Here is a 16,353-nt window from a genome sequence, read left to right as displayed (position 1 = left end):
TGAAATGATATGAGATCAGAGTATGATCTCGATATCTAATTTTTCTGCCAGTTCCTTATATCTGTTCCTGATCGTGACCTCGGTCACGCCCGCAACCTCGGCGACTTCGCGCTGGGTGCGCCGCTCTCCGCCGAGGATCGACGAGATGTAAATGGCGGCCGCAGCGACGCCCGTCGGGCCTCTGCCGCTCGTAAGTTCGCGCTCTCCGGCCTGCCGGAGGATCTCGACCGCACGGCTCTGGACCTCGCCCTTCAGGTTCAGGCCCGAGCAGAAGCGCGGTACGTAGTCGATCGGGGACGTCGGCAGGAGCTTTAACCCGAGCTCGCGCGAGATGAACCGGTAGGTGCGGCCGATCTCCTTACGGGATACACGGGACACCTCGGCAATCTCGTCGAGCGTCCGGGGAACGCTGCACTGCCGGCACGCCGCATACAGCGCGGCCGCGGCAACCCCCTCGATACTCCGGCCGCGGATCAGGTTCTTGTCCACCGCGTCGCGGTAGACGACCGCGGCGGTCTCGCGCACGTTCCGGGGCAGGCCGAGCGCGGAGGCCATCCGGTCCAGTTCCGAGAGCGCGAACGCCAGGTTCCGCTCGGTCGCGTTCGAGACACGGATACGCCGCTGCCACTTCCGGAGACGGTAGAGCTGGGCGCGGTTCTTGCTCGAGATCGCGCGGCCGTAGGAGTCACGGTTCCGCCAGTCGATCATCGTCGAGAGACCCTTGTCGTGGATCGTGAACGTCATCGGTGCGCCGACACGGGAGCGCTTCATGCGCTGGTCGTGGTCGAATGCACGCCACTCGGGACCGCGGTCGATGAACTCCTCGTCGAGGACAAGACCGCAGCTCTGGCATACGAGCTCGGCACGCTCGTAGTCGTGGACGAGCTGGCGGCTGCCGCACTCGGGGCAGACGGACTGAACGCTCTCTTCGGTGCGCTTCTTCTCCGTCTCCTTGACCTTCTGCTCACCCCTCTTCTTCAGGGCCTCGCGCTGCAACTGCAGCTGTTTTAATTTTTCTACTTCAGCCATCGATTATACACCTATCTCGCAAAGATCTTCTCGCCAACCTGCACGGCGCAGCCGTTGTAGCAGAGGACTACGGCATAAGGCGATGATATATTCCCAAATATGTCGACTACCTTCCCTACGGGTTTTAACCGGCGATCCACTGCCTCACCGTAGAGGCGGGGCAACTGTGCAGCATCACATCGCAAGATTAACAAGCGATTGCCGCAAACACTTACAGAACGACCGATTAACCGCAAACTGCAACCTCTAGGGGACACTATATCCGGGCGTATTTAGTAACGTATATATATTGTCTGCTTGAGTATAAAAACCTTTTGCTAAATTATAAATACCACATCTCACTTCTGAAGAAGCCGATTAATATCCTGTGAGAGAGCCTCCCGCGATTCCGCCTCCGTCAGCCCCGCGCCGAGCGCGACCGCCCGCCGTGCCTCCTTTGAGATCAGATCGGACGGAGCGTGCGTATCGGAATCGATCACAAGCCGGCACCCGGCCTCCCGCGCCACCCGCGCTACGTGGCCGTTGGTGCGGTTATGCCCCCCGCGCGAGGTGATCTCGAGCGCCACCCCGTGCTCCGCGGCTGCGCGCGCATCCTCGACCGCGATAAGTCCAGGGTGACCGAGCACGTCCACGTACTCACACGTGCAGGCGGCGCGGTTGGTTCCCGGGGCGACCGGCTCCACCACCGTCTCGCCGTGGACCACGACGATATCGGCGCCGAACCGCTTTGCGTCGCGTGCGAACGCCGGGATCAGGGACGGCGGAACGTGGGTGAGCTCCACCCCGACGAGCAGGTTCACGCCGTAGCACCGCGCCGATTCCCGGATGCTCTCCGCCGCCTCCACCAGGTGCCGGAGGTTCGAGGCGTCCGCGTGGTCGGTGATCGCGAGCGTCTCGTAGCCGAGCACGGCGGCCCGGCGAACCAGCTCGGTCGGGAGAAGTTCGCCGTCGGAGAGGAGGGTATGGGTGTGCAGATCGTACATCGCGGTCACTTCCGGCCGGCAAGACCGCTCGCAACCTTCCGGATCAGGTCTTCCTTGCTCCCCTCCCATTCCACCACGATCCGGCCTTCGTGCTCCGCCCACCGGGCGGGGTGATGGTGCTCCTCCACCCGGTGCGGAACCTTCATCTTCCGCAGGATCGCCTCGATGGCGGGGAGTTCGGGGGACTTCACGCCGAAATTTTTAGCAACGCGACGCCCCTCCCGCCGCTCGAGCGTGGCGTCGAAGTAACAGGGGTACAGGATGCGTTCAGCGCTCATAGTGTATGATCTGGTGGTTAATCTATAAACAGATCATGATCACAGTACATACCATGCATCACATCGACGTCCACGTGGAGAAGGACATCTACGATGTTAACAACCGCCTGGCAGATGCCAACGCAGCCCACCTCAAAGACCACGGCATCCGGGCGTTCGACCTTCTCGGCGCCATCGGGTCGGGGAAGACCGCCACGATCGAGCGGCTCGTGCCGCTTATCCGGAAGCGGGGCCTCCGCGCCGGTGCCATCGCCGGGGACGTCTACGGCGACGACGACTTCAAGCGGATCGTCGCCCTCAACGTCCCGGCCTACAACGCGAACACCGGGAAGGAGTGCCACCTCGACGCCCACCTCGTCGAGCACGCCATCGAGCACCTCCCGCTCGATGAGATCGACATCCTCTTCATCGAGAACGTCGGCAACATGGTCTGCCCGACCGACTTCCGGCTGGGCGCCGAGAAGAGGATCGTCGTCATCAGCTCGACGGAAGGGGACGACGTGGTGAACAAGCACCCGATGATGTTTAGAAGCAGCAACATCGGCGTCATCAACAAAGTCGACCTCGCCGGGTTCGTCGGCGCCGACCTCGACCGGATGGAGGCGGATATGCGCCGCTACAACCCGGAGATGAAGATCTTCAGGACGAACATGAAGACCGGGGAAGGGCTTGAGGCGCTGCTGGACGCGATCCTCGCGTGATCAGCAGAGTTAAATATCCCGGTCTCGAATAGTTATAGCACTTTAACGAGAGATTGCTATCCCCTGATGGGTATTGCGTCCTCAGCAGAGTATTTCGGTGGTCACATGCAGTGGCAAGGAAGATCAGTACGGAAGCCGTCGGGCGGACGCTACCACACCTCCCAGGGCAAGAAGAGAACGGAGATCGGAAGAGCTCCGGCAGAGACGCATATCGGTGAAGAACGCAGGAGAATCATCCGCACCTTCGGCGGCAACCAGAAGGTCCGGGCACTCCGGGTGGAGTACGCGACGGTCTCAAACCCCGCAACCGGCGAGACCAAAAAGGCGAAGATCGAGACGGTCGAGGCAAACAGCGCCGACCCGAACTACGTCCGGCGGAAACTCCTCACAAAGGGCGCCATCATCAAGACCGAGATGGGGCTCGCGCGGATTGTCAGCAGACCGAGCCAGGACGGCGTCGTCAACGCCGTTCTGCTCGCATAATACTCTTTTTTCACGGCCTCAGGTAACACCAGCCTTCGGCCTGCCTGACAACCAGTTCCACGATCGCGGACGGGACGGTCCCGATATACCCGGGAAAATCGCCGCGCGGGATGCCCCGGGAGCGGAGAGTGTTCTCGCAGACGATGAGCCGGACCCCCCGGTCCGCGAGCTCTTCCACGAGCGCCGCGTGAGAGGTGCCGGTGCGGAGCCCCTCCACCCCGCCGGCATGGGCGACCACCTCGACCTCGACGCCTTCGAGTTCGTCGATGAGGTTCTTCACGTTCTTTAAGACGAGAGGCACCTTCTCGCGCTCGTCCAGGTGGACGACGACCTTCGGCGGCGTCATATCGCCGTCACGCTCCCGCGGAGTTCGGCGCTCACGGGACCCTTCGAGAGGTAGCGTTCGAGCGCCTCGATGGCGTGGACGTTCAGGTTCTCCCGGTTCTTTCCGTACTTCGGCGGTACGCCCTGGCCGGTGACGAACGCCGCGCGGTAGACGGCATCCGGGTCGAGCCTTCTGCCGGCCGCAAAGAACTCCTGGATCCGGAGCCCTGCCGGATTCTCTATCTTGCAGTAGAGGTTGACCCCCATACACCGCTTCACGTAGCCGCCCATCTGCTGGTAGGGGTCGCGCGAAAAGGTCCGCTCCAGGTTCTCCTCCATCATCTCCTTAAGTTCCCGGCCGGTGATCTCGACCGTCGAGACCGGGGGGTTCACCGGGATGACGTCCCAGAGATCGTTCATCGTGACCGGGCCGGGCGGCACCGGGGCGCCGTAACGCCACCCGTTCGAGAAGGCCATCTCCGCGCCCGTGGCGTCGATGAGCGCCTGCAGGAGAAGGTTGTCCATCGTGGCCTCGAGAACGGTGTTCCGGTTGAGACCCGTCCGGGTCTCCCCGACGACCCGGGAGAGGTACTCGCGGTGGGGCTCCATGGCCGCCTCGACCATCTCCTCGACCTCAGGATGAGGCCGGATATCCTCGCCGACGACGATCAGTTCGTGGTCGAACCCCTTCACCCGCCGGTTCTCGACGACGAGATCGAGCCGCCCGAGGAAAGAGCCGTGGCAGCCCGACTGGATGATGACGGTATCGTTCACGACCGCCGGTTCGAAGAGGCGGTTGTGGGTGTGCCCCGAGAGGAGGACGTCGATCCCGTCCGTCTCGCGGGCGAGTCTCACCTCCTGCGGAAACCCGAGGTGCGATATCACCACGACGAGATCCACCCCCTCCTCTTCGCGGAGACGGGCGATATGGCCGGGGATTTCGGCGTTGCCGAGCGAGAAGTGGATCCCCTTCGAGAATGAGTCCGGCATTACCTTGTCGACGATCGTGGCGGCGATGCCGATGACGCCTACCGCAAGGTCGTCGGTCTCGCAGACGGTGTACGGGGGGAAGACCAGGTCGCCGGTCGCGTCGTCGTAGCAGTTGTCGGCGAGGACGGGGTAGTCGAGTTTCCCGGCCACGTTCCGGAACTGCTCCGGGCCGTAGGCAAACTCCCAGTGGGCGGTCATGGCATCGAAGGCGAGAGCGTTCAGGACCGGGACGAGCGCTTCGCCCTCTGATTGGACGGCGGGGTAGGTCCCATGGATGGTGTCGCCGCAGTCGAACGCGAGCACCCGGCCCGGCCGCTCGTCGCGGGTATCCTCGAGGAGCGCGGCAATCCGGGCATACCCGCCTGCCGTCCGGTACACCGGCGGCCCGCCGGCGTAGAAGAGTTCCTGGTGCGGTTCCAGGTACCCGTGCGAGTCGTTCATCTGCAGGAGCGTGAGGAGGTCGGTCATGGGTGCAGGGAGGGAGCGATGTGCAGAAAACATTTGCGCCTCCCGCGGGATCACATTCTTTTTACGTTCCGCAGACCTCAATTCTAGTGATGCGCAGGATATACCATCGTTTCCCTCAATCCGTCGACCTCGACTTTGAACTCAGCCGGCCGTTCCGGGACGTCCTTGCCTGTATAGCCCGGCTGCACGACTCCCATACCACCACACGGGGTGCCGACGGGCTCGTCAAGGAGCGGATGCTCGTCCAGGTCGCGGACGGGCGGGTACAGTTCGTCGACCTGAACGATCTCGCGCCGCTCGCCGAGAATGTCACGGAGGTGGCGGACTTCCGGGTCGATCTGCAGAGGACGCTGCTTACCCCCGAAAAGAGGCTCCCGGTCTCGGAGAACATCTTCTTCCTCCGGATCGTCGATAAAGGCGCGGTGACGGAGTGCTACGTCGCGAAGGAGGGGCGGCTCGGGGACCTGGACGCGATGGACCTGCGAACGATGCTCAAGGGTGCCTGCGAGTGAGTGTCAGGATAGCGGTCGCCGCGCCGTTCAAGCACATGCGGAAAGATCGCCTGCAGAAGAGCGAGTTCGTCTTCTACATCGCCATCGACCGGAAGTGGATGAACAAGGAGCAGGTAAACCAGCTCCTGGAGCGGGCGAAGGCGGAGGGGCTCATCGAGGTGGACGGAGGAGCCATCCGGCCGCTCTTCAATCTCGCAGACGTCTCGATACCGCTCGGGTTCAAGCCCACCTCCGACGTCCTCGCAACGGCGGAGAGCCCCTACGAGGAGTTGATCGGACGGATCGTCGCAGCGACGGGGAAGCCGCCCCAGGAGGTCGTCGCGGAGCTCCACCGGATCGTCGCCGACAACTTCGACGGCAACATCCGGGTGGAGGCGGCGGTGGTCATCCTCGCGAAGATGTACGGGGTGGCGTTCGACGACAAACTCCCCGCCCTGGAGAGATCGGTCGCGAAAAAGCGTTAGAACATCCTTTTTTTCTCCTTCCTTCAGAAAAGATTCAAACCTGGCGCACGTCCACCCCCACTGTGTCAGATTCGTGAAGGCTATCGTGCATGCATACACCAGGGATGGCATGGAAGATCTCGACTCCTGCCGGCTCTGCGAGTGGAGGTGCGGTGCCGACCGGCTCCGGGGAGAGCGGGGGGTGTGCCGCGTCGGCCGGGCGGAGGTGGCGGCGACGATCTGTTCGGGCTCGCTCGCGAGTTACATCGTCACCCTGCTCGGGTGCTGTTACCGCTGCCTCCACTGCAACGCCTACCGGATCTCGCAGTATCCCGATCCCGGCTGGCACTACGCCGGATACGTGCCTGCGGCGGCACTGGTTGCCGGCGCCCGGGAGCGGATTACCGCATACAGGGGGCCCCGTATTCGGACGCTCGGGTTTACGGGCGGCGACCCGATCATCCACCTCCCCTACATCGAAGAGGTGGCGGGCGAGGTGAAGCGCCAGGGCCTCGATCTCGGGATCGGGATATCGACCGGCGGCTTTGCGACGGAGGCAACGATGGAGCGGATCGTCGCCCTCTGCCGGACGATCACCCTCGAGATCAAGGCGTGGTCGGATCCGGTCCACCGCGCCCTCACGGGAGCGCCGGTGGGCCCGGTGCTCAGGAACGCGGAGTACCTCGTCCACGAGGGAAGGGACCGGATCAGGGTCTTTCGGACGGTGGTGATCCCCGGCATGACCGATAGGGAGGTGGGCAGGATTGCGGCGTTCATCGCCGCGCTCGATCCGACCGTGCCCTACCGGCTCATCGGGTTTCGGCCGAACAACGTCCTCTACTACCACCCGGGACCGCCGAGAGAGCAGATGGAGCATCTCTGTGCGGTCTGCCGCGAGGCCGGGCTCGAGAACGTCGCCTGGAGCGGCTACTACCCCGAAACGGTGCCGGACGAGGTTGCTGCAAGGGCGGCACGGCTCACCGCTGTATATGGGGGCGAGAGCGCGGCAGGACTCACCGCCGCGTACGCCGCGGCGTGCGGGTGCCCGACCCACCCCCGCGACTGCGGGGCGTGCCCTCTCCGCGACCGCTGCCCGGCGACGCTCAGGGAGCCCTGGCGCGGCCGGTAGAATAGCAAAATACGGCGGATCGACCCGGGGAAATAACGCTGTAGAAAAGATTGGGGGCTGATTTATTCAGCCGCCGCCTCGGGCTGGCTGAAGTATTCTGCCAGGGGTTTCGCACCGCTCTCTTTCACGGCGGCGTTGATCTGAACGACATCGGCACTGATCTCGTTGCCGCGCACCGACTTCCTGCGGCGTTCTCCGTCCATGACCGGGTGGAACCCGACACCCCTGGAGAGGAGGAGCCTTCTCCGGGACGGGCCGGGAAGGTCGCGGCGTGAGGGAATGCCGGTCTTGTCCGTGGCGCCGGTGATCCGGATCGTGTAGCCCGCAAAGCCGAGGACGTCTCCGTCGATCTCGTCGCCGATGCGCTTGCCGATGAACGCTCCGGCGGTGGGGCCGGTTGCATCGATCTTATATGAACGCCCGGTCTCCGGGTCTGATAGAATGATTTTGAAATCTGCCATGTTGACGACTCCTTCGAAAGTACCTATACAATTTGAGAATATGGTATTAAAAGACTACCTCTGCAGGGTTGGAGGGGAGCGGCGGCCGGGAGAGGAGGCCCTGTTCCGCGAACGAGTCACTTCCCCCAGAACGGGTCCTCCCGGCGCTTGAGGGTGGTGAACTCCTCCAGGGTCTCGCGCAGGCTCGGGCTTAAGTGATCGATCATCTCCCGCTCGATCACCTTCACGTGCCGCTCCGGGATATCCACGTAGAGGTCGTCGTCGACGTTGATCTGGCGGCCGACCGTCGGCCCCTCGATCGAGATCGCCACCTCCTTGCCCGCCTCCGCTTCCTGGACCGACTCGTTCTTCGCCTGGATCTGCTTGATGCGGCCGACCTTCTTGCCGCTCGGGAGGGCGAGGTCGACCCCGCTCTGGAGTTTCCCCCCGAGGATCCGAACACCGACCACCGCCGGGTTGCTCTGCCGGAAGACGCAGTTCGGGAGGATCCGGATCTTGGCGGGCATGATCAATTTCTCGAACTTCTGCCGTTCGAGTTCCTGCTTCTTCTCGTCGCGCCACTCGACGTAGTCGTCAATGAGCTGGTAGATGACCCCACCCTCGAATATGCTGACATGGGACATCGCCGTATCCACGAGGGCGTCGATGGCGTCCGGCAGGACAGGGGTGTTGAAGGCGATGATCGCGCTGTAGAGGGGGTCCTTGATCGTCCCCGCCTCGATGACGTCGTGGCGGGTGACCGGCCCCACGGTCGCCCGCATCACCTGGATCTGGTGGCCCTCGAGTTCCTTCGAGAGCGCTTCGAGGGCACCGATGGTGTCCGCCCGGATGATGACGCCGACATCGGAGAGGTTCACCTCGATGTCCTGGACCTCGTGGCGGACGCGCTCGATCATCTCGTCCCGGTTGCCGCCGCGGACGGCCTGGAGGGGGGAGCCCGCGATGACCCCGTCGAGTTTCGGGGCGGCGACCTTGATACCCGCAGCGGCGGTGACGGACTTGACCCGCTCGAACCGCTCCTCGATCAGGATCTCGCTCATCGGACGGGGCTTTAAGAGGGAGCGCACTTTCGTCTCGATGATCTGGTCGTTTCCGGCGACCACGATCTCATCCCCGACCTTGAGATTGCCGTCGTAGAGGATCACGTCTAGCGTCATCCCGAGCCCCCGCTCCTCCTTCACCTCGAGCACGGTTCCGGCGCCGGGACCCTCGGCGCTGACCTTGAGGCTCTCGGTCATGTAACGCTGGGCAAGCCCGATCAGCACCATCAGGATGTCGGGAAGACCTTCCCCGGTGAGGGCGCTCGTCGGGACGATGCAGATGTTCCGCGCGAAGTCCGAGACCCGGTCGAACCGCTCGGAGTTGAACCCGAGGTCGGAGAGCTTGCCGACGAGTTCGTAGACCTTCGTCTCGAGCATACCCTGGACGCGTTCGTTCTGCTGTGCGAATGTCTTTAAGAACGGCTGGTTCTCCTGGACGCGCCAGCCGGGGATGCGGTCGATCTTGTTTGCCGCGATGACGAACGGCGTCTTGTAGTTGCGCAGGATCTGGAGCGCCTCGATCGTCTGGGGGCGGAAACCCTCGTTGATGTCCACCACGACGATCGCCATGTCGGCAAGTGCACCGCCGCGCGCACGCAGCGTGGTGAAGGCGTGGTGGCCGGGGGTGTCGATGAAGAGGAGGCCCGGGACGTTGACGCTGACCTTGCTCAGGGCCCCGCCCATGCGGGTGATTGCGTCGATGGGAACAAGCGTGGCACCGATATGCTGCGTAATTGCGCCTTCCTCGGTCGAGACCACGGAAGAGCCCCGGATCCGGTCCAGGAGCGATGTCTTGCCGTGGTCGACGTGGCCCATCACGCAGACGATGGGGGTCCTGATCGTTGATTGCTTTGCCATGATAATCACTTTCGGTATATCGGTATGGACGAATAGATCCGAAAAATCCTGAGATATTGACCGCTTTTTTCCGAATCACGCCAGAGTCAGGGCGATTCCCCTATCCCCAGGGCGTCGCTCGGCGCCCGGAACGCTGGTACGTTATTGAACATGGCCTCTATTAATAATTCGCCCCGCTGCTTATTCCCGCAGGCGGAGGCGGCCGGATGGGGCGGTACGGCGGCCGGATTCCCGGGTGCCGTCGCGACACCGCACACGAGCCCCGGGCGGATGTGCGCCTGCGGCACACCGGAGAGATACCTTAATCAAATCCGACTGCCAATTATTGTGAGTACCTTGCCAGGGTGGGGTAGTCGGTTATCCTAAGGGACTGTGGATCCCTCGACCCGGGTTCGAATCTCGGCCCTGGCCTTCCTATTTCTGTTCCGATTCTCTATCTATCTCGTTACATAACCTCGTCTGCACGGGAGAGGCGTCCGCGCCACCAACCCGGGGATCGCGGTCGCTGCACCTCGCCGGACAGGAGGTGCGTCGGCGCACCGATCCAGCAGGATCGCCGAGAAACAGCTTACCAAAGATGCTACCGCACACATCCGGGTATATCGGCAGGAAACCAGAACCCGAAGATTGAAGATTGACCCATCCTCGTCCGAGAGCGCGGGACTGCTCATCCATAAGACCTACGCAATTCGCTTTCCTGCTGCCTCGAGCCGGGGAGTCTGGTCGTAAATCTCTTCGACCGTGAGGACGACCGCGGCCATCCCTTCTATGCGAGCCGCGAACTCCTCAGTGTGCCCGGCCCAGACGCTCCTGTCAAGCGCCGCTGTCACTTCATCATGCCTGTGGATCACGACCCGACCCTTCACCTTGTACGCGATAAACGGTGGGGTCCATTCCCAGACGCAGAGCGACGCAACAGGATGCCGCGTGAGGTTCTCGTAGGTTTGCATGAAATAGAGTTCGCCCCAGACGATAGTCTCGGGATCCCTGACCATGACCGATTTGGCTGCAACATTGGGCATCCCATCGGCTCCGGTGGTCGCGACGGGGACGGAATGCCAGTCTTTCAGGAGCGCAATGAGGGCATCGGGCATTACTACCATGGATTATCACATCGGAAACGACTGCGTCCTGACGATGTCAGGACTATGTGCAGGCCCGGGACGATTCCCCGGGCATGCCTATAGATATTCCGGTGCAGCACCTCGCTAACGTTCTGAGGAGATCATCCCCGGGGTCGAAGCACTGTGGCCCGGACCGCATTTATGAATTTCACCGGACCCACGCCTGCTTCACCCGGTAATCGCAGTCAGGAGGCCATTCAGATCTCTCCGGACAGAACATCCTCGAACGTTTCCCGGTTCCGCTGGTGAAACGGAGAGATGCTGCACGCATTCCGAAATTTGCAATCTTCTTTATCAGGCGACTCTCCGATAGCACCCCCGGCAGGCAGCCCGCGACCGCTGCCTGGGGCAGAGACCCCGTTTTTTCATCCGGCGCTTGAAGAGCCGTTTAACCCCGGATGGAGCCCGAATACCGCCGGAAGACCGTCGGCGGCAAGACTTATGTATATCCGAACCGTGCAGGGCGTGAACACCCATGGCAGACGAAGACCTGACCGTCGTCCCCCCGGCCCCTCGCGGGCGGGAGGTCCTCGCATGGATGGGGCCCTCGATCATATGGATGATCTCCGCCATCGCGACCGGTGAACTCCTTTTCACGCCACGGATCGCCTCGCTCTACGGATACTCCGTCCTCTGGATGCTGATCCTTGCGATATTCTTCAAGACAGTGCTCTCCATCGAGATCGGGCGATACGCGGTCGTGACGGGAGGCTCGCTCCTCCAGGGGATCCGGGATCTCCCCGGACCGGCGAACTGGGGCGTCTGGGCAATCGTCCTCCCCCAGGTCATCGTCGCGGTCGCGACCATCACCGGGATGGCGGGTTCCGCGAGTTCCGCCATCATCCTCGTCCTTCCCGGGGGGTTCACGGCATGGGCGGCCATCATCCTCCTGATCTCGCTTGCCCTCGTCTTCTTTGGCAGGTACCAGGGCGTGGAGCGGGCATCCATCGTGATGGCCCTCCTCATCATCGTCGCCCTGGTGACCAGCGCAGGCATCGTCTTCCCCGGGCTCGTGCCGCTCGCCGCCGGCCTCGCACCGGCCCTCCCGCCCGACGTCGTCTTCTCCGAGATCCTCCCCTGGCTCGGGTTCGTGATGTCCGGGGCTGCGGGCCTCGTCTGGTATTCCTATTGGCTCACGGCCCGGGGGTACGGCTCCGCCTACTACTCGGTGCACCGGCGGGGCGGGGAAGAGAAGGTCATCGAGGAGGAAGATCTGCCGGATATTGCGCATCTCTCCCGGGGCGAGAAGGATCACATGCGGGGCTGGCTCCGGCTCATGACCATATCAACGACCGTCGCCGCAGGCATCGTCCTCCTCCTGCTCGTCGCGCTCCTCATCCTGGGCACCGAACTCCTCCGGCCGGAGGGGCTTCTCCCTCAGGGGCCGGAGGTGACCGCGGTCCTCTCGGTGCTCCTCGGGGGCATCTGGGGAGCGCCGGGAGTCTGGCTGATGATCCTTGCCGCGTTCTTCGCTTTCTGGAGCACCCTCATCGCCAACCTCGACGGCTGGACCAGGATGCTCGGACAGGGGTCGATCTTCATCGCCCGGCAGGCGCGGGCGGCCAGGCGGTGGGTCTCGATGCGGTTCTACCGTTACGTCTACCTGATCGGGCTGATGGGCGTCCTGCCGCTCGTCTTCATCCTTGTGCGGCTCGAACCGGTGACTGCTCTTGCCATAGCGGGGATCATCGAGGCGATCCAGATCCCGGTGGTCGCCTTCATGACGGTCTACCTGAACAGGCGGATGCTCCCAATCGAGTTCCGGCCGTCACTCCTCGTCACCGTCCTGACGTTATCCGTGGGCGTTTTCTTTGCGGCCTTTGCGGTCTACTACATCGCGACCGAATTCCTCTCCTGAACGGCGGCAGGCTTCCGGACCCCGATTCCAGGAACCGGGCGGCACTCGAGAGGAGACGCATCGAACAGGTGCTGCACTGAGAGGGGAAGGATTCGAAAAGAATCGTCGTTAACGCCAGGTATAACTATCCGGTGCACCATATCGCATTCCATGAACAGAAAGATCATCGGCCTGCTGCTCCTCGCAGGCCTCATCACGATCGGCTGCATCGCCGCGGGATGCACCGATATGCCGCAAACGACGTCCGGGCAGGCGGATCCCCCCGCCGGGCAGGAGACGCCTGCCCAGGACAGCGAAGGCGTCGGCAACGTCTCGGCGGGGAACAACCGGTTCGCGTTCGACCTCTACCGGCAGATTGCAGGCGACCCGGGATCTGCGGGTAAAAACATCTTCTTCTCGCCCTACAGCATCTCCTCGGCCCTCGCGATCGCCTACGAGGGCGCCCGGGGCGCGACCGGCGACGAGATCGGGTCGGTGCTCCACCTCCCACAGAACGAGACCCTTCGGAGAGCCGGGTTTGCCGGGCTCGATGCCGTCCTGAACAACGGGGACGAGAACTACACTCTCCGCACCGCAAACGCCCTCTGGGCGGAAGAGACCTACTCGTTCCGCCCGGATTACGTCGATACGGCCGCACGGTGGTACTCGGCAAACGTCACGAACCTCGACTTCGCCAACGACGCTGAAGCGTCGCGGCAGACGATCAACCGCTGGGTGGAGGAGAAGACCGAAGATAAGATCCGCGATCTCCTCCCGGCGGGTTCGATCGACGCCATGACCCGGCTCGTGATCACGAACGCAGTCTACTTCAAGGGCACCTGGGTCAAGCAGTTCGACCCCGCCGAGACGACGGAGGAGGAGTTCCGGGTCGCTCCGGGGGAGACGGTCCGGGTTCCGATGATGCACCGCACGGACGAGGATGCGATCTACGGGTACGCCGAGACCGGGACCCTCCAGGTGCTCAGGATGCCGTATGCGCACGCCGACGGAACCGAACTCTCGATGCTCGTCCTCCTCCCGCGGGAGGACAACCTGACGGCGGCGGAGGAGGCTCTCGACCCCGGGACGCTCACCGAGATCCGGGACTCAATGACCGACCGGCGCGTCAGGGTCATCTTCCCGAAGTTCACGCTTGAGACGGAGTACAGCCTCAGCCCGGTGCTCGCAGCGATGGGGATGCCGACGGCGTTCTCCGGCGATGCCGACTTCGCGGGGATGGACGGGACAGACAGGCTCTTCATCAGCGAGGTCTTCCACAAGGCGTTTGTCGACGTGAACGAGGAGGGCACCGAGGCCGCGGCGGCGACCGGAGTCGTCATGAACATAAAGAGTGCGCCCGGCGGGGACACCACGCCCGTCTTCCGGGCGGACCACCCGTTCGTCTTCCTCATCGTCGAGGAGGATTCCGGCACGGTCCTCTTTGCAGGAAGGGTTGCGAACCCGGAGAGCGCGTAAGGAGCGGTCGGGGAGAGACGGCGGCCGGTCGCCGCCGTCTCACGATCTGGTGAGCCGCTCGACGATCGTCTTCTGCAGATACCCGATGATCGGCATATCCGACCCGATCACCGCGTGCCGCCCGGAGCCTGCAGCGGCGATGACGAGGAAGTCCCGGCCGTCGACCAGTATCGTACACTCATCCTTCCTCAGACCAATCACGGACTCGTTCATAGGCGAAGACTCAAGAAGATCGAGCACGGTTCCTCTGGCCTCGTAGATCGGAAGCCTGATGTCGGCATAATCTTCCTTCGTCCGTACGACCACGTAGAGGTCGATCTTGCGCTCGAGCGGCTTGATGGCCGCATAGTGCTTCCGGAGGAAACCGGGATCGTAGCAGAGGATCACCATGCTCTTCTTTACCCGGCGAAAGAGCGAGGAGATATGGTTCTCGATTGCCCAGCCGCTCCTGAGAATGAAGAACGAATCGGGAGGAAGACGCGGTTTGACCGAGAGGCTCTTTAACGTCTCGCGGGTCTCGTCGAGGGTGCGGATGTAGTCTTCTTTGAGCCGGTCGAAGACCACGTCGATGTCGAGCACGTAGTAAGAGGTGGGGGATCCCTCCTCGACCGCGATGAACCCCCGCCGGGTCAGATCATTTAAGATCTCGTAGATCCGTCCCCGGGGTACCCCGCTCACCTCGTGGATGTCCCGTGCGGTCGCTTTCTGCAGCCCGACAAGCGTGGAGTAGACGCTTGCCGCATATTCGTTCATCCCGAGAGCCCGGAGCCCGGGAACGATCTCAGCAGTCATTGCACCTCCATTTGGTTGCAACAAACTTATGACTTGCGACGAGACACTGATATATCGGCGAGAGAGGGTTCGACTCTCCTCGCAAGACTGCCCTTCACCGGAGCAGTCTCCTGTCAGAGGCCGGATCCACACCGTCAGTGAGCCGGTTCCCTGCAAAACGTGCCGGAGAGCCTGATCGGACATACCCACTTCGAAGAAGGCTGTTCCGGCAAGAGCGAACGGGAGCAGCATAGAAGAGCGATACCACCTGAACAGATGCTCGGATGTATCCACCCTCCGAAAGCCGGGAGAGCCATCATCGGCATGCCCTGGAGCGTATCCAGCGGTAGCGGACGGCCGGGGATCGGGCGTGACGGAACCGTCGCCCGGACCGCCCGCCTCCCGATACACCTCCCGGCAGCGGCCGGCCCTCGCCCCGGCACGGGCGCTCATCGCGGCGGCCTTGCTGGTGCCCGACTTTTCTGCGAGATGCCGGTTCGTGATCGTCCGGGGATACCCGTAGCGCTTTGCCGCGAGTAAAAGATCTCTGCCTCCGGGTGAGAGCCGAGAGCGGCCCGTTCCCGGAAAAGGTTGCCTCCTCGATGATGACATGGCGGACCTCGCCGCAGGTGAATAATTCCTGCACGACAACCCTGTATATGCGGGAAAATCTCGAACTCCCGGGTTCTCCGGCGCCGACCGGCTGCAGGGAACCCTGCCGGGAACCGGGGTCCGGTTCCGGTCCTCGCCCGAGTTGCAGCAGGTTGATATCCTCTCTCTCAAAACATTACTTCCAGCAGAAGATCTATTTATTACGAGGAGAGACGTGAACTGCGCAACCACCTGCAATACCGGATCCTGCCGGGGTTCCAGAGTATCTCCGTGCAGAAGACCGATTTATCGCAAAACATCCTGCAAAGAATCGCACATTGAGGAGACCGGCCAGGTCTGGATCGAAGCGGGATTCGTCCCCCCGCCGGACTGCCGGCGGGCTGTAGCCCTGCTGCACCGTCTCGCCATGGATGAAGAGCCGGCAACACCCCTGCTCTCGTCCGTTCTCACGATAACGGTTAAATCCGGGGAGGGCGGCCGCGGCTACCGGATCCTCGACCCCGCAAGACTCCGGGGCATGGCAGAAGACTATGGGATCGAACACGGCGACAGGAGCAATGGCGAGATCGCTCACGAAGTGACCATGGCGATCATCGGCGAGTATGGGGAAAAGGTGGCGGAGGAACACGCATGAAGAACCCCTATGAGTGGCTCGCCGCCGCCATCAACAACCACACCTGGACCGTCGCCGGGGTTGCCGCCGCCATCTTCATCCTGGCGTTATTCGGGCTCTCGATGGTCTCGATGGAGACCGGCGACGACACTTACATCGACAAGAGCACGCCCCGCGGCGCGCTCCTGAACCACTACAAGGACACCTACGGCTCCGACGCG

19 protein-coding genes and 1 tRNA gene are annotated in these 16,353 nt (G+C 62.9%); 11 read left to right on the top strand and 9 right to left on the bottom strand.

What is annotated here, in order from left to right; translation table 11 throughout:
- Window positions 1-15 precede the first annotated feature (15 nt).
- The 3 genes from L21_RS07195 to L21_RS07180 all read right to left on the bottom strand — a co-directional run bounded on the left by L21_RS07195 (window position 16) and on the right by L21_RS07180 (window position 2,290).
- Entirely contained in the window at window positions 16-1,029 is a 1,014-nt protein-coding gene (locus tag L21_RS07195; protein WP_074369806.1) for a transcription initiation factor IIB, read from the bottom strand.
- Between the two features lie 338 nt (window positions 1,030-1,367).
- The gene (locus L21_RS07185) at window positions 1,368-2,012 is read right to left on the bottom strand and encodes a histidinol phosphate phosphatase domain-containing protein (protein ID WP_074369849.1); all 645 of its coding nucleotides are present in this window, start codon (window positions 2,010-2,012) and stop codon (window positions 1,368-1,370) included.
- A 5-nt stretch (window positions 2,013-2,017) separates the two neighbouring features.
- Window positions 2,018-2,290, bottom strand: a complete 273-nt coding sequence (locus L21_RS07180; RefSeq protein WP_074369804.1) for a signal recognition particle subunit SRP19/SEC65 family protein — start codon at window positions 2,288-2,290, stop codon at window positions 2,018-2,020.
- A gap of 53 nt (window positions 2,291-2,343) precedes the next feature.
- On the opposite strand from L21_RS07180, the gene hypB reads away from it, so the two are divergent.
- Together hypB and L21_RS07170 are read left to right on the top strand one after the other, a co-directional pair.
- On the top strand, window positions 2,344-2,991 hold the full coding sequence (gene hypB, locus L21_RS07175) for a hydrogenase nickel incorporation protein HypB (protein ID WP_074369848.1): 648 nt from the start codon (window positions 2,344-2,346) through the stop codon (window positions 2,989-2,991).
- Between the two features lie 105 nt (window positions 2,992-3,096).
- Window positions 3,097-3,474: a 30S ribosomal protein S8e gene (locus L21_RS07170; RefSeq protein ID WP_074369803.1), complete on the top strand. Its 378-nt coding sequence runs from the start codon at window positions 3,097-3,099 to the stop codon at window positions 3,472-3,474.
- 10 nt (window positions 3,475-3,484) lie between these two features.
- On the opposite strand, the gene L21_RS07165 is transcribed toward L21_RS07170, so the two are convergent.
- A complete protein-coding gene (locus tag L21_RS07165; protein ID WP_074369802.1) occupies window positions 3,485-3,820 on the bottom strand; it encodes a DsrE family protein in 336 nt (111 codons plus the stop codon).
- The gene (locus L21_RS07160) at window positions 3,817-5,256 is read right to left on the bottom strand and encodes a bifunctional metallophosphatase/5'-nucleotidase (protein ID WP_074369801.1); all 1,440 of its coding nucleotides are present in this window, start codon (window positions 5,254-5,256) and stop codon (window positions 3,817-3,819) included. Before L21_RS07160 ends, L21_RS07165 begins: the two co-directional genes overlap by 4 nt.
- Before the next feature lie 89 nt (window positions 5,257-5,345).
- Between L21_RS07160 and L21_RS07155 the strand changes: the two genes are divergently transcribed.
- From L21_RS07155 to L21_RS07145, 3 genes are all read left to right on the top strand, one after another.
- Window positions 5,346-5,768: a hypothetical protein gene (locus tag L21_RS07155; RefSeq protein ID WP_074369800.1), complete on the top strand. Its 423-nt coding sequence runs from the start codon at window positions 5,346-5,348 to the stop codon at window positions 5,766-5,768.
- Complete coding sequence (locus tag L21_RS07150; protein ID WP_074369799.1) at window positions 5,765-6,232, top strand: DUF2240 family protein; 468 nt, start codon at window positions 5,765-5,767, stop codon at window positions 6,230-6,232. Before L21_RS07155 ends, L21_RS07150 begins: the two co-directional genes overlap by 4 nt.
- Window positions 6,233-6,341: 109 nt before the next feature.
- Window positions 6,342-7,340: a radical SAM protein gene (locus tag L21_RS07145; protein ID WP_074369798.1), complete on the top strand. Its 999-nt coding sequence runs from the start codon at window positions 6,342-6,344 to the stop codon at window positions 7,338-7,340.
- Between the two features lie 62 nt (window positions 7,341-7,402).
- Here L21_RS07145 and L21_RS07140 read toward each other — a convergent pair whose 3' ends face one another.
- A complete protein-coding gene (locus L21_RS07140; RefSeq protein WP_074369797.1) occupies window positions 7,403-7,801 on the bottom strand; it encodes a 30S ribosomal protein S6e in 399 nt (132 codons plus the stop codon).
- 116 nt (window positions 7,802-7,917) lie between these two features.
- A complete protein-coding gene (infB, locus tag L21_RS07135; protein WP_074369796.1) occupies window positions 7,918-9,699 on the bottom strand; it encodes a translation initiation factor IF-2 in 1,782 nt (593 codons plus the stop codon).
- A 338-nt stretch (window positions 9,700-10,037) separates the two neighbouring features.
- Here infB and L21_RS07130 point away from each other — a divergent pair.
- A tRNA-His gene (locus tag L21_RS07130) sits at window positions 10,038-10,110 on the top strand.
- Between the two features lie 269 nt (window positions 10,111-10,379).
- Here L21_RS07130 and L21_RS07125 read toward each other — a convergent pair.
- Window positions 10,380-10,802, bottom strand: a complete 423-nt coding sequence (locus L21_RS07125) for a pyridoxamine 5'-phosphate oxidase family protein (protein ID WP_074369795.1) — start codon at window positions 10,800-10,802, stop codon at window positions 10,380-10,382.
- A gap of 496 nt (window positions 10,803-11,298) precedes the next feature.
- Between L21_RS07125 and L21_RS07120 the strand changes: the two genes are divergently transcribed.
- Both L21_RS07120 and L21_RS07115 read left to right on the top strand, forming a co-directional pair.
- A complete protein-coding gene (locus tag L21_RS07120) occupies window positions 11,299-12,681 on the top strand; it encodes an Nramp family divalent metal transporter (protein ID WP_074369794.1) in 1,383 nt (460 codons plus the stop codon).
- Between the two features lie 150 nt (window positions 12,682-12,831).
- A complete protein-coding gene (locus tag L21_RS07115) occupies window positions 12,832-14,136 on the top strand; it encodes a serpin family protein (protein ID WP_074369793.1) in 1,305 nt (434 codons plus the stop codon).
- A gap of 39 nt (window positions 14,137-14,175) precedes the next feature.
- Here the strand turns inward: L21_RS07115 and L21_RS07110 are convergent, their stop codons facing one another.
- On the bottom strand, window positions 14,176-14,928 hold the full coding sequence (locus L21_RS07110) for a TrmB family transcriptional regulator (RefSeq protein ID WP_074369792.1): 753 nt from the start codon (window positions 14,926-14,928) through the stop codon (window positions 14,176-14,178).
- A 349-nt stretch (window positions 14,929-15,277) separates the two neighbouring features.
- On the opposite strand from L21_RS07110, the gene L21_RS14095 reads away from it, so the two are divergent.
- From L21_RS14095 to L21_RS07100, 3 genes are all read left to right on the top strand, one after another.
- Window positions 15,278-15,430, top strand: a complete 153-nt coding sequence (locus L21_RS14095; RefSeq protein WP_178377695.1) for a hypothetical protein — start codon at window positions 15,278-15,280, stop codon at window positions 15,428-15,430.
- 303 nt (window positions 15,431-15,733) lie between these two features.
- The gene (locus tag L21_RS07105; RefSeq protein WP_256712638.1) at window positions 15,734-16,153 is read left to right on the top strand and encodes a hypothetical protein; all 420 of its coding nucleotides are present in this window, start codon (window positions 15,734-15,736) and stop codon (window positions 16,151-16,153) included.
- A partial coding sequence (locus L21_RS07100) for a hypothetical protein (RefSeq protein WP_143727236.1) occupies window positions 16,150-16,353 on the top strand: 204 nt, incomplete at its 3' end. The genes L21_RS07105 and L21_RS07100, both read left to right, overlap by 4 nt.

This window comes from Methanoculleus chikugoensis, assembly GCF_900095385.1.
Taxonomy (GTDB): domain Archaea; phylum Halobacteriota; class Methanomicrobia; order Methanomicrobiales; family Methanoculleaceae; genus Methanoculleus; species Methanoculleus chikugoensis_A.
Note: the sequence above shows the minus strand (reverse complement) of the source record. Positions and strands in the feature narration are given on the sequence as shown.

What these genes read in the sequence shown, in the direction of transcription:
- L21_RS07160 (WP_074369801.1), bottom strand. Translation starts at nt 5,256, where the DNA reads ATGACCGACCTCCTCACGCTCCTGCAGATGAACGACTCGCACGGGTAC.
- L21_RS07145 (WP_074369798.1), top strand. Translation starts at nt 6,342, where the DNA reads ATGGAAGATCTCGACTCCTGCCGGCTCTGCGAGTGGAGGTGCGGTGCC.
- L21_RS07155 (WP_074369800.1), top strand. Translation starts at nt 5,346, where the DNA reads ATGCGCAGGATATACCATCGTTTCCCTCAATCCGTCGACCTCGACTTT.
- L21_RS07140 (WP_074369797.1), bottom strand. Translation starts at nt 7,801, where the DNA reads ATGGCAGATTTCAAAATCATTCTATCAGACCCGGAGACCGGGCGTTCA.
- L21_RS07110 (WP_074369792.1), bottom strand. Translation starts at nt 14,928, where the DNA reads ATGACTGCTGAGATCGTTCCCGGGCTCCGGGCTCTCGGGATGAACGAA.
- L21_RS07180 (WP_074369804.1), bottom strand. Translation starts at nt 2,290, where the DNA reads ATGAGCGCTGAACGCATCCTGTACCCCTGTTACTTCGACGCCACGCTC.
- L21_RS07120 (WP_074369794.1), top strand. Translation starts at nt 11,299, where the DNA reads ATGGCAGACGAAGACCTGACCGTCGTCCCCCCGGCCCCTCGCGGGCGG.
- infB (WP_074369796.1), bottom strand. Translation starts at nt 9,699, where the DNA reads ATGGCAAAGCAATCAACGATCAGGACCCCCATCGTCTGCGTGATGGGC.
- L21_RS07115 (WP_074369793.1), top strand. Translation starts at nt 12,832, where the DNA reads ATGAACAGAAAGATCATCGGCCTGCTGCTCCTCGCAGGCCTCATCACG.
- hypB (WP_074369848.1), top strand. Translation starts at nt 2,344, where the DNA reads ATGCATCACATCGACGTCCACGTGGAGAAGGACATCTACGATGTTAAC.
- L21_RS07165 (WP_074369802.1), bottom strand. Translation starts at nt 3,820, where the DNA reads ATGACGCCGCCGAAGGTCGTCGTCCACCTGGACGAGCGCGAGAAGGTG.
- L21_RS07195 (WP_074369806.1), bottom strand. Translation starts at nt 1,029, where the DNA reads ATGGCTGAAGTAGAAAAATTAAAACAGCTGCAGTTGCAGCGCGAGGCC.
- L21_RS07125 (WP_074369795.1), bottom strand. Translation starts at nt 10,802, where the DNA reads ATGGTAGTAATGCCCGATGCCCTCATTGCGCTCCTGAAAGACTGGCAT.
- L21_RS07185 (WP_074369849.1), bottom strand. Translation starts at nt 2,012, where the DNA reads ATGTACGATCTGCACACCCATACCCTCCTCTCCGACGGCGAACTTCTC.
- L21_RS07170 (WP_074369803.1), top strand. Translation starts at nt 3,097, where the DNA reads ATGCAGTGGCAAGGAAGATCAGTACGGAAGCCGTCGGGCGGACGCTAC.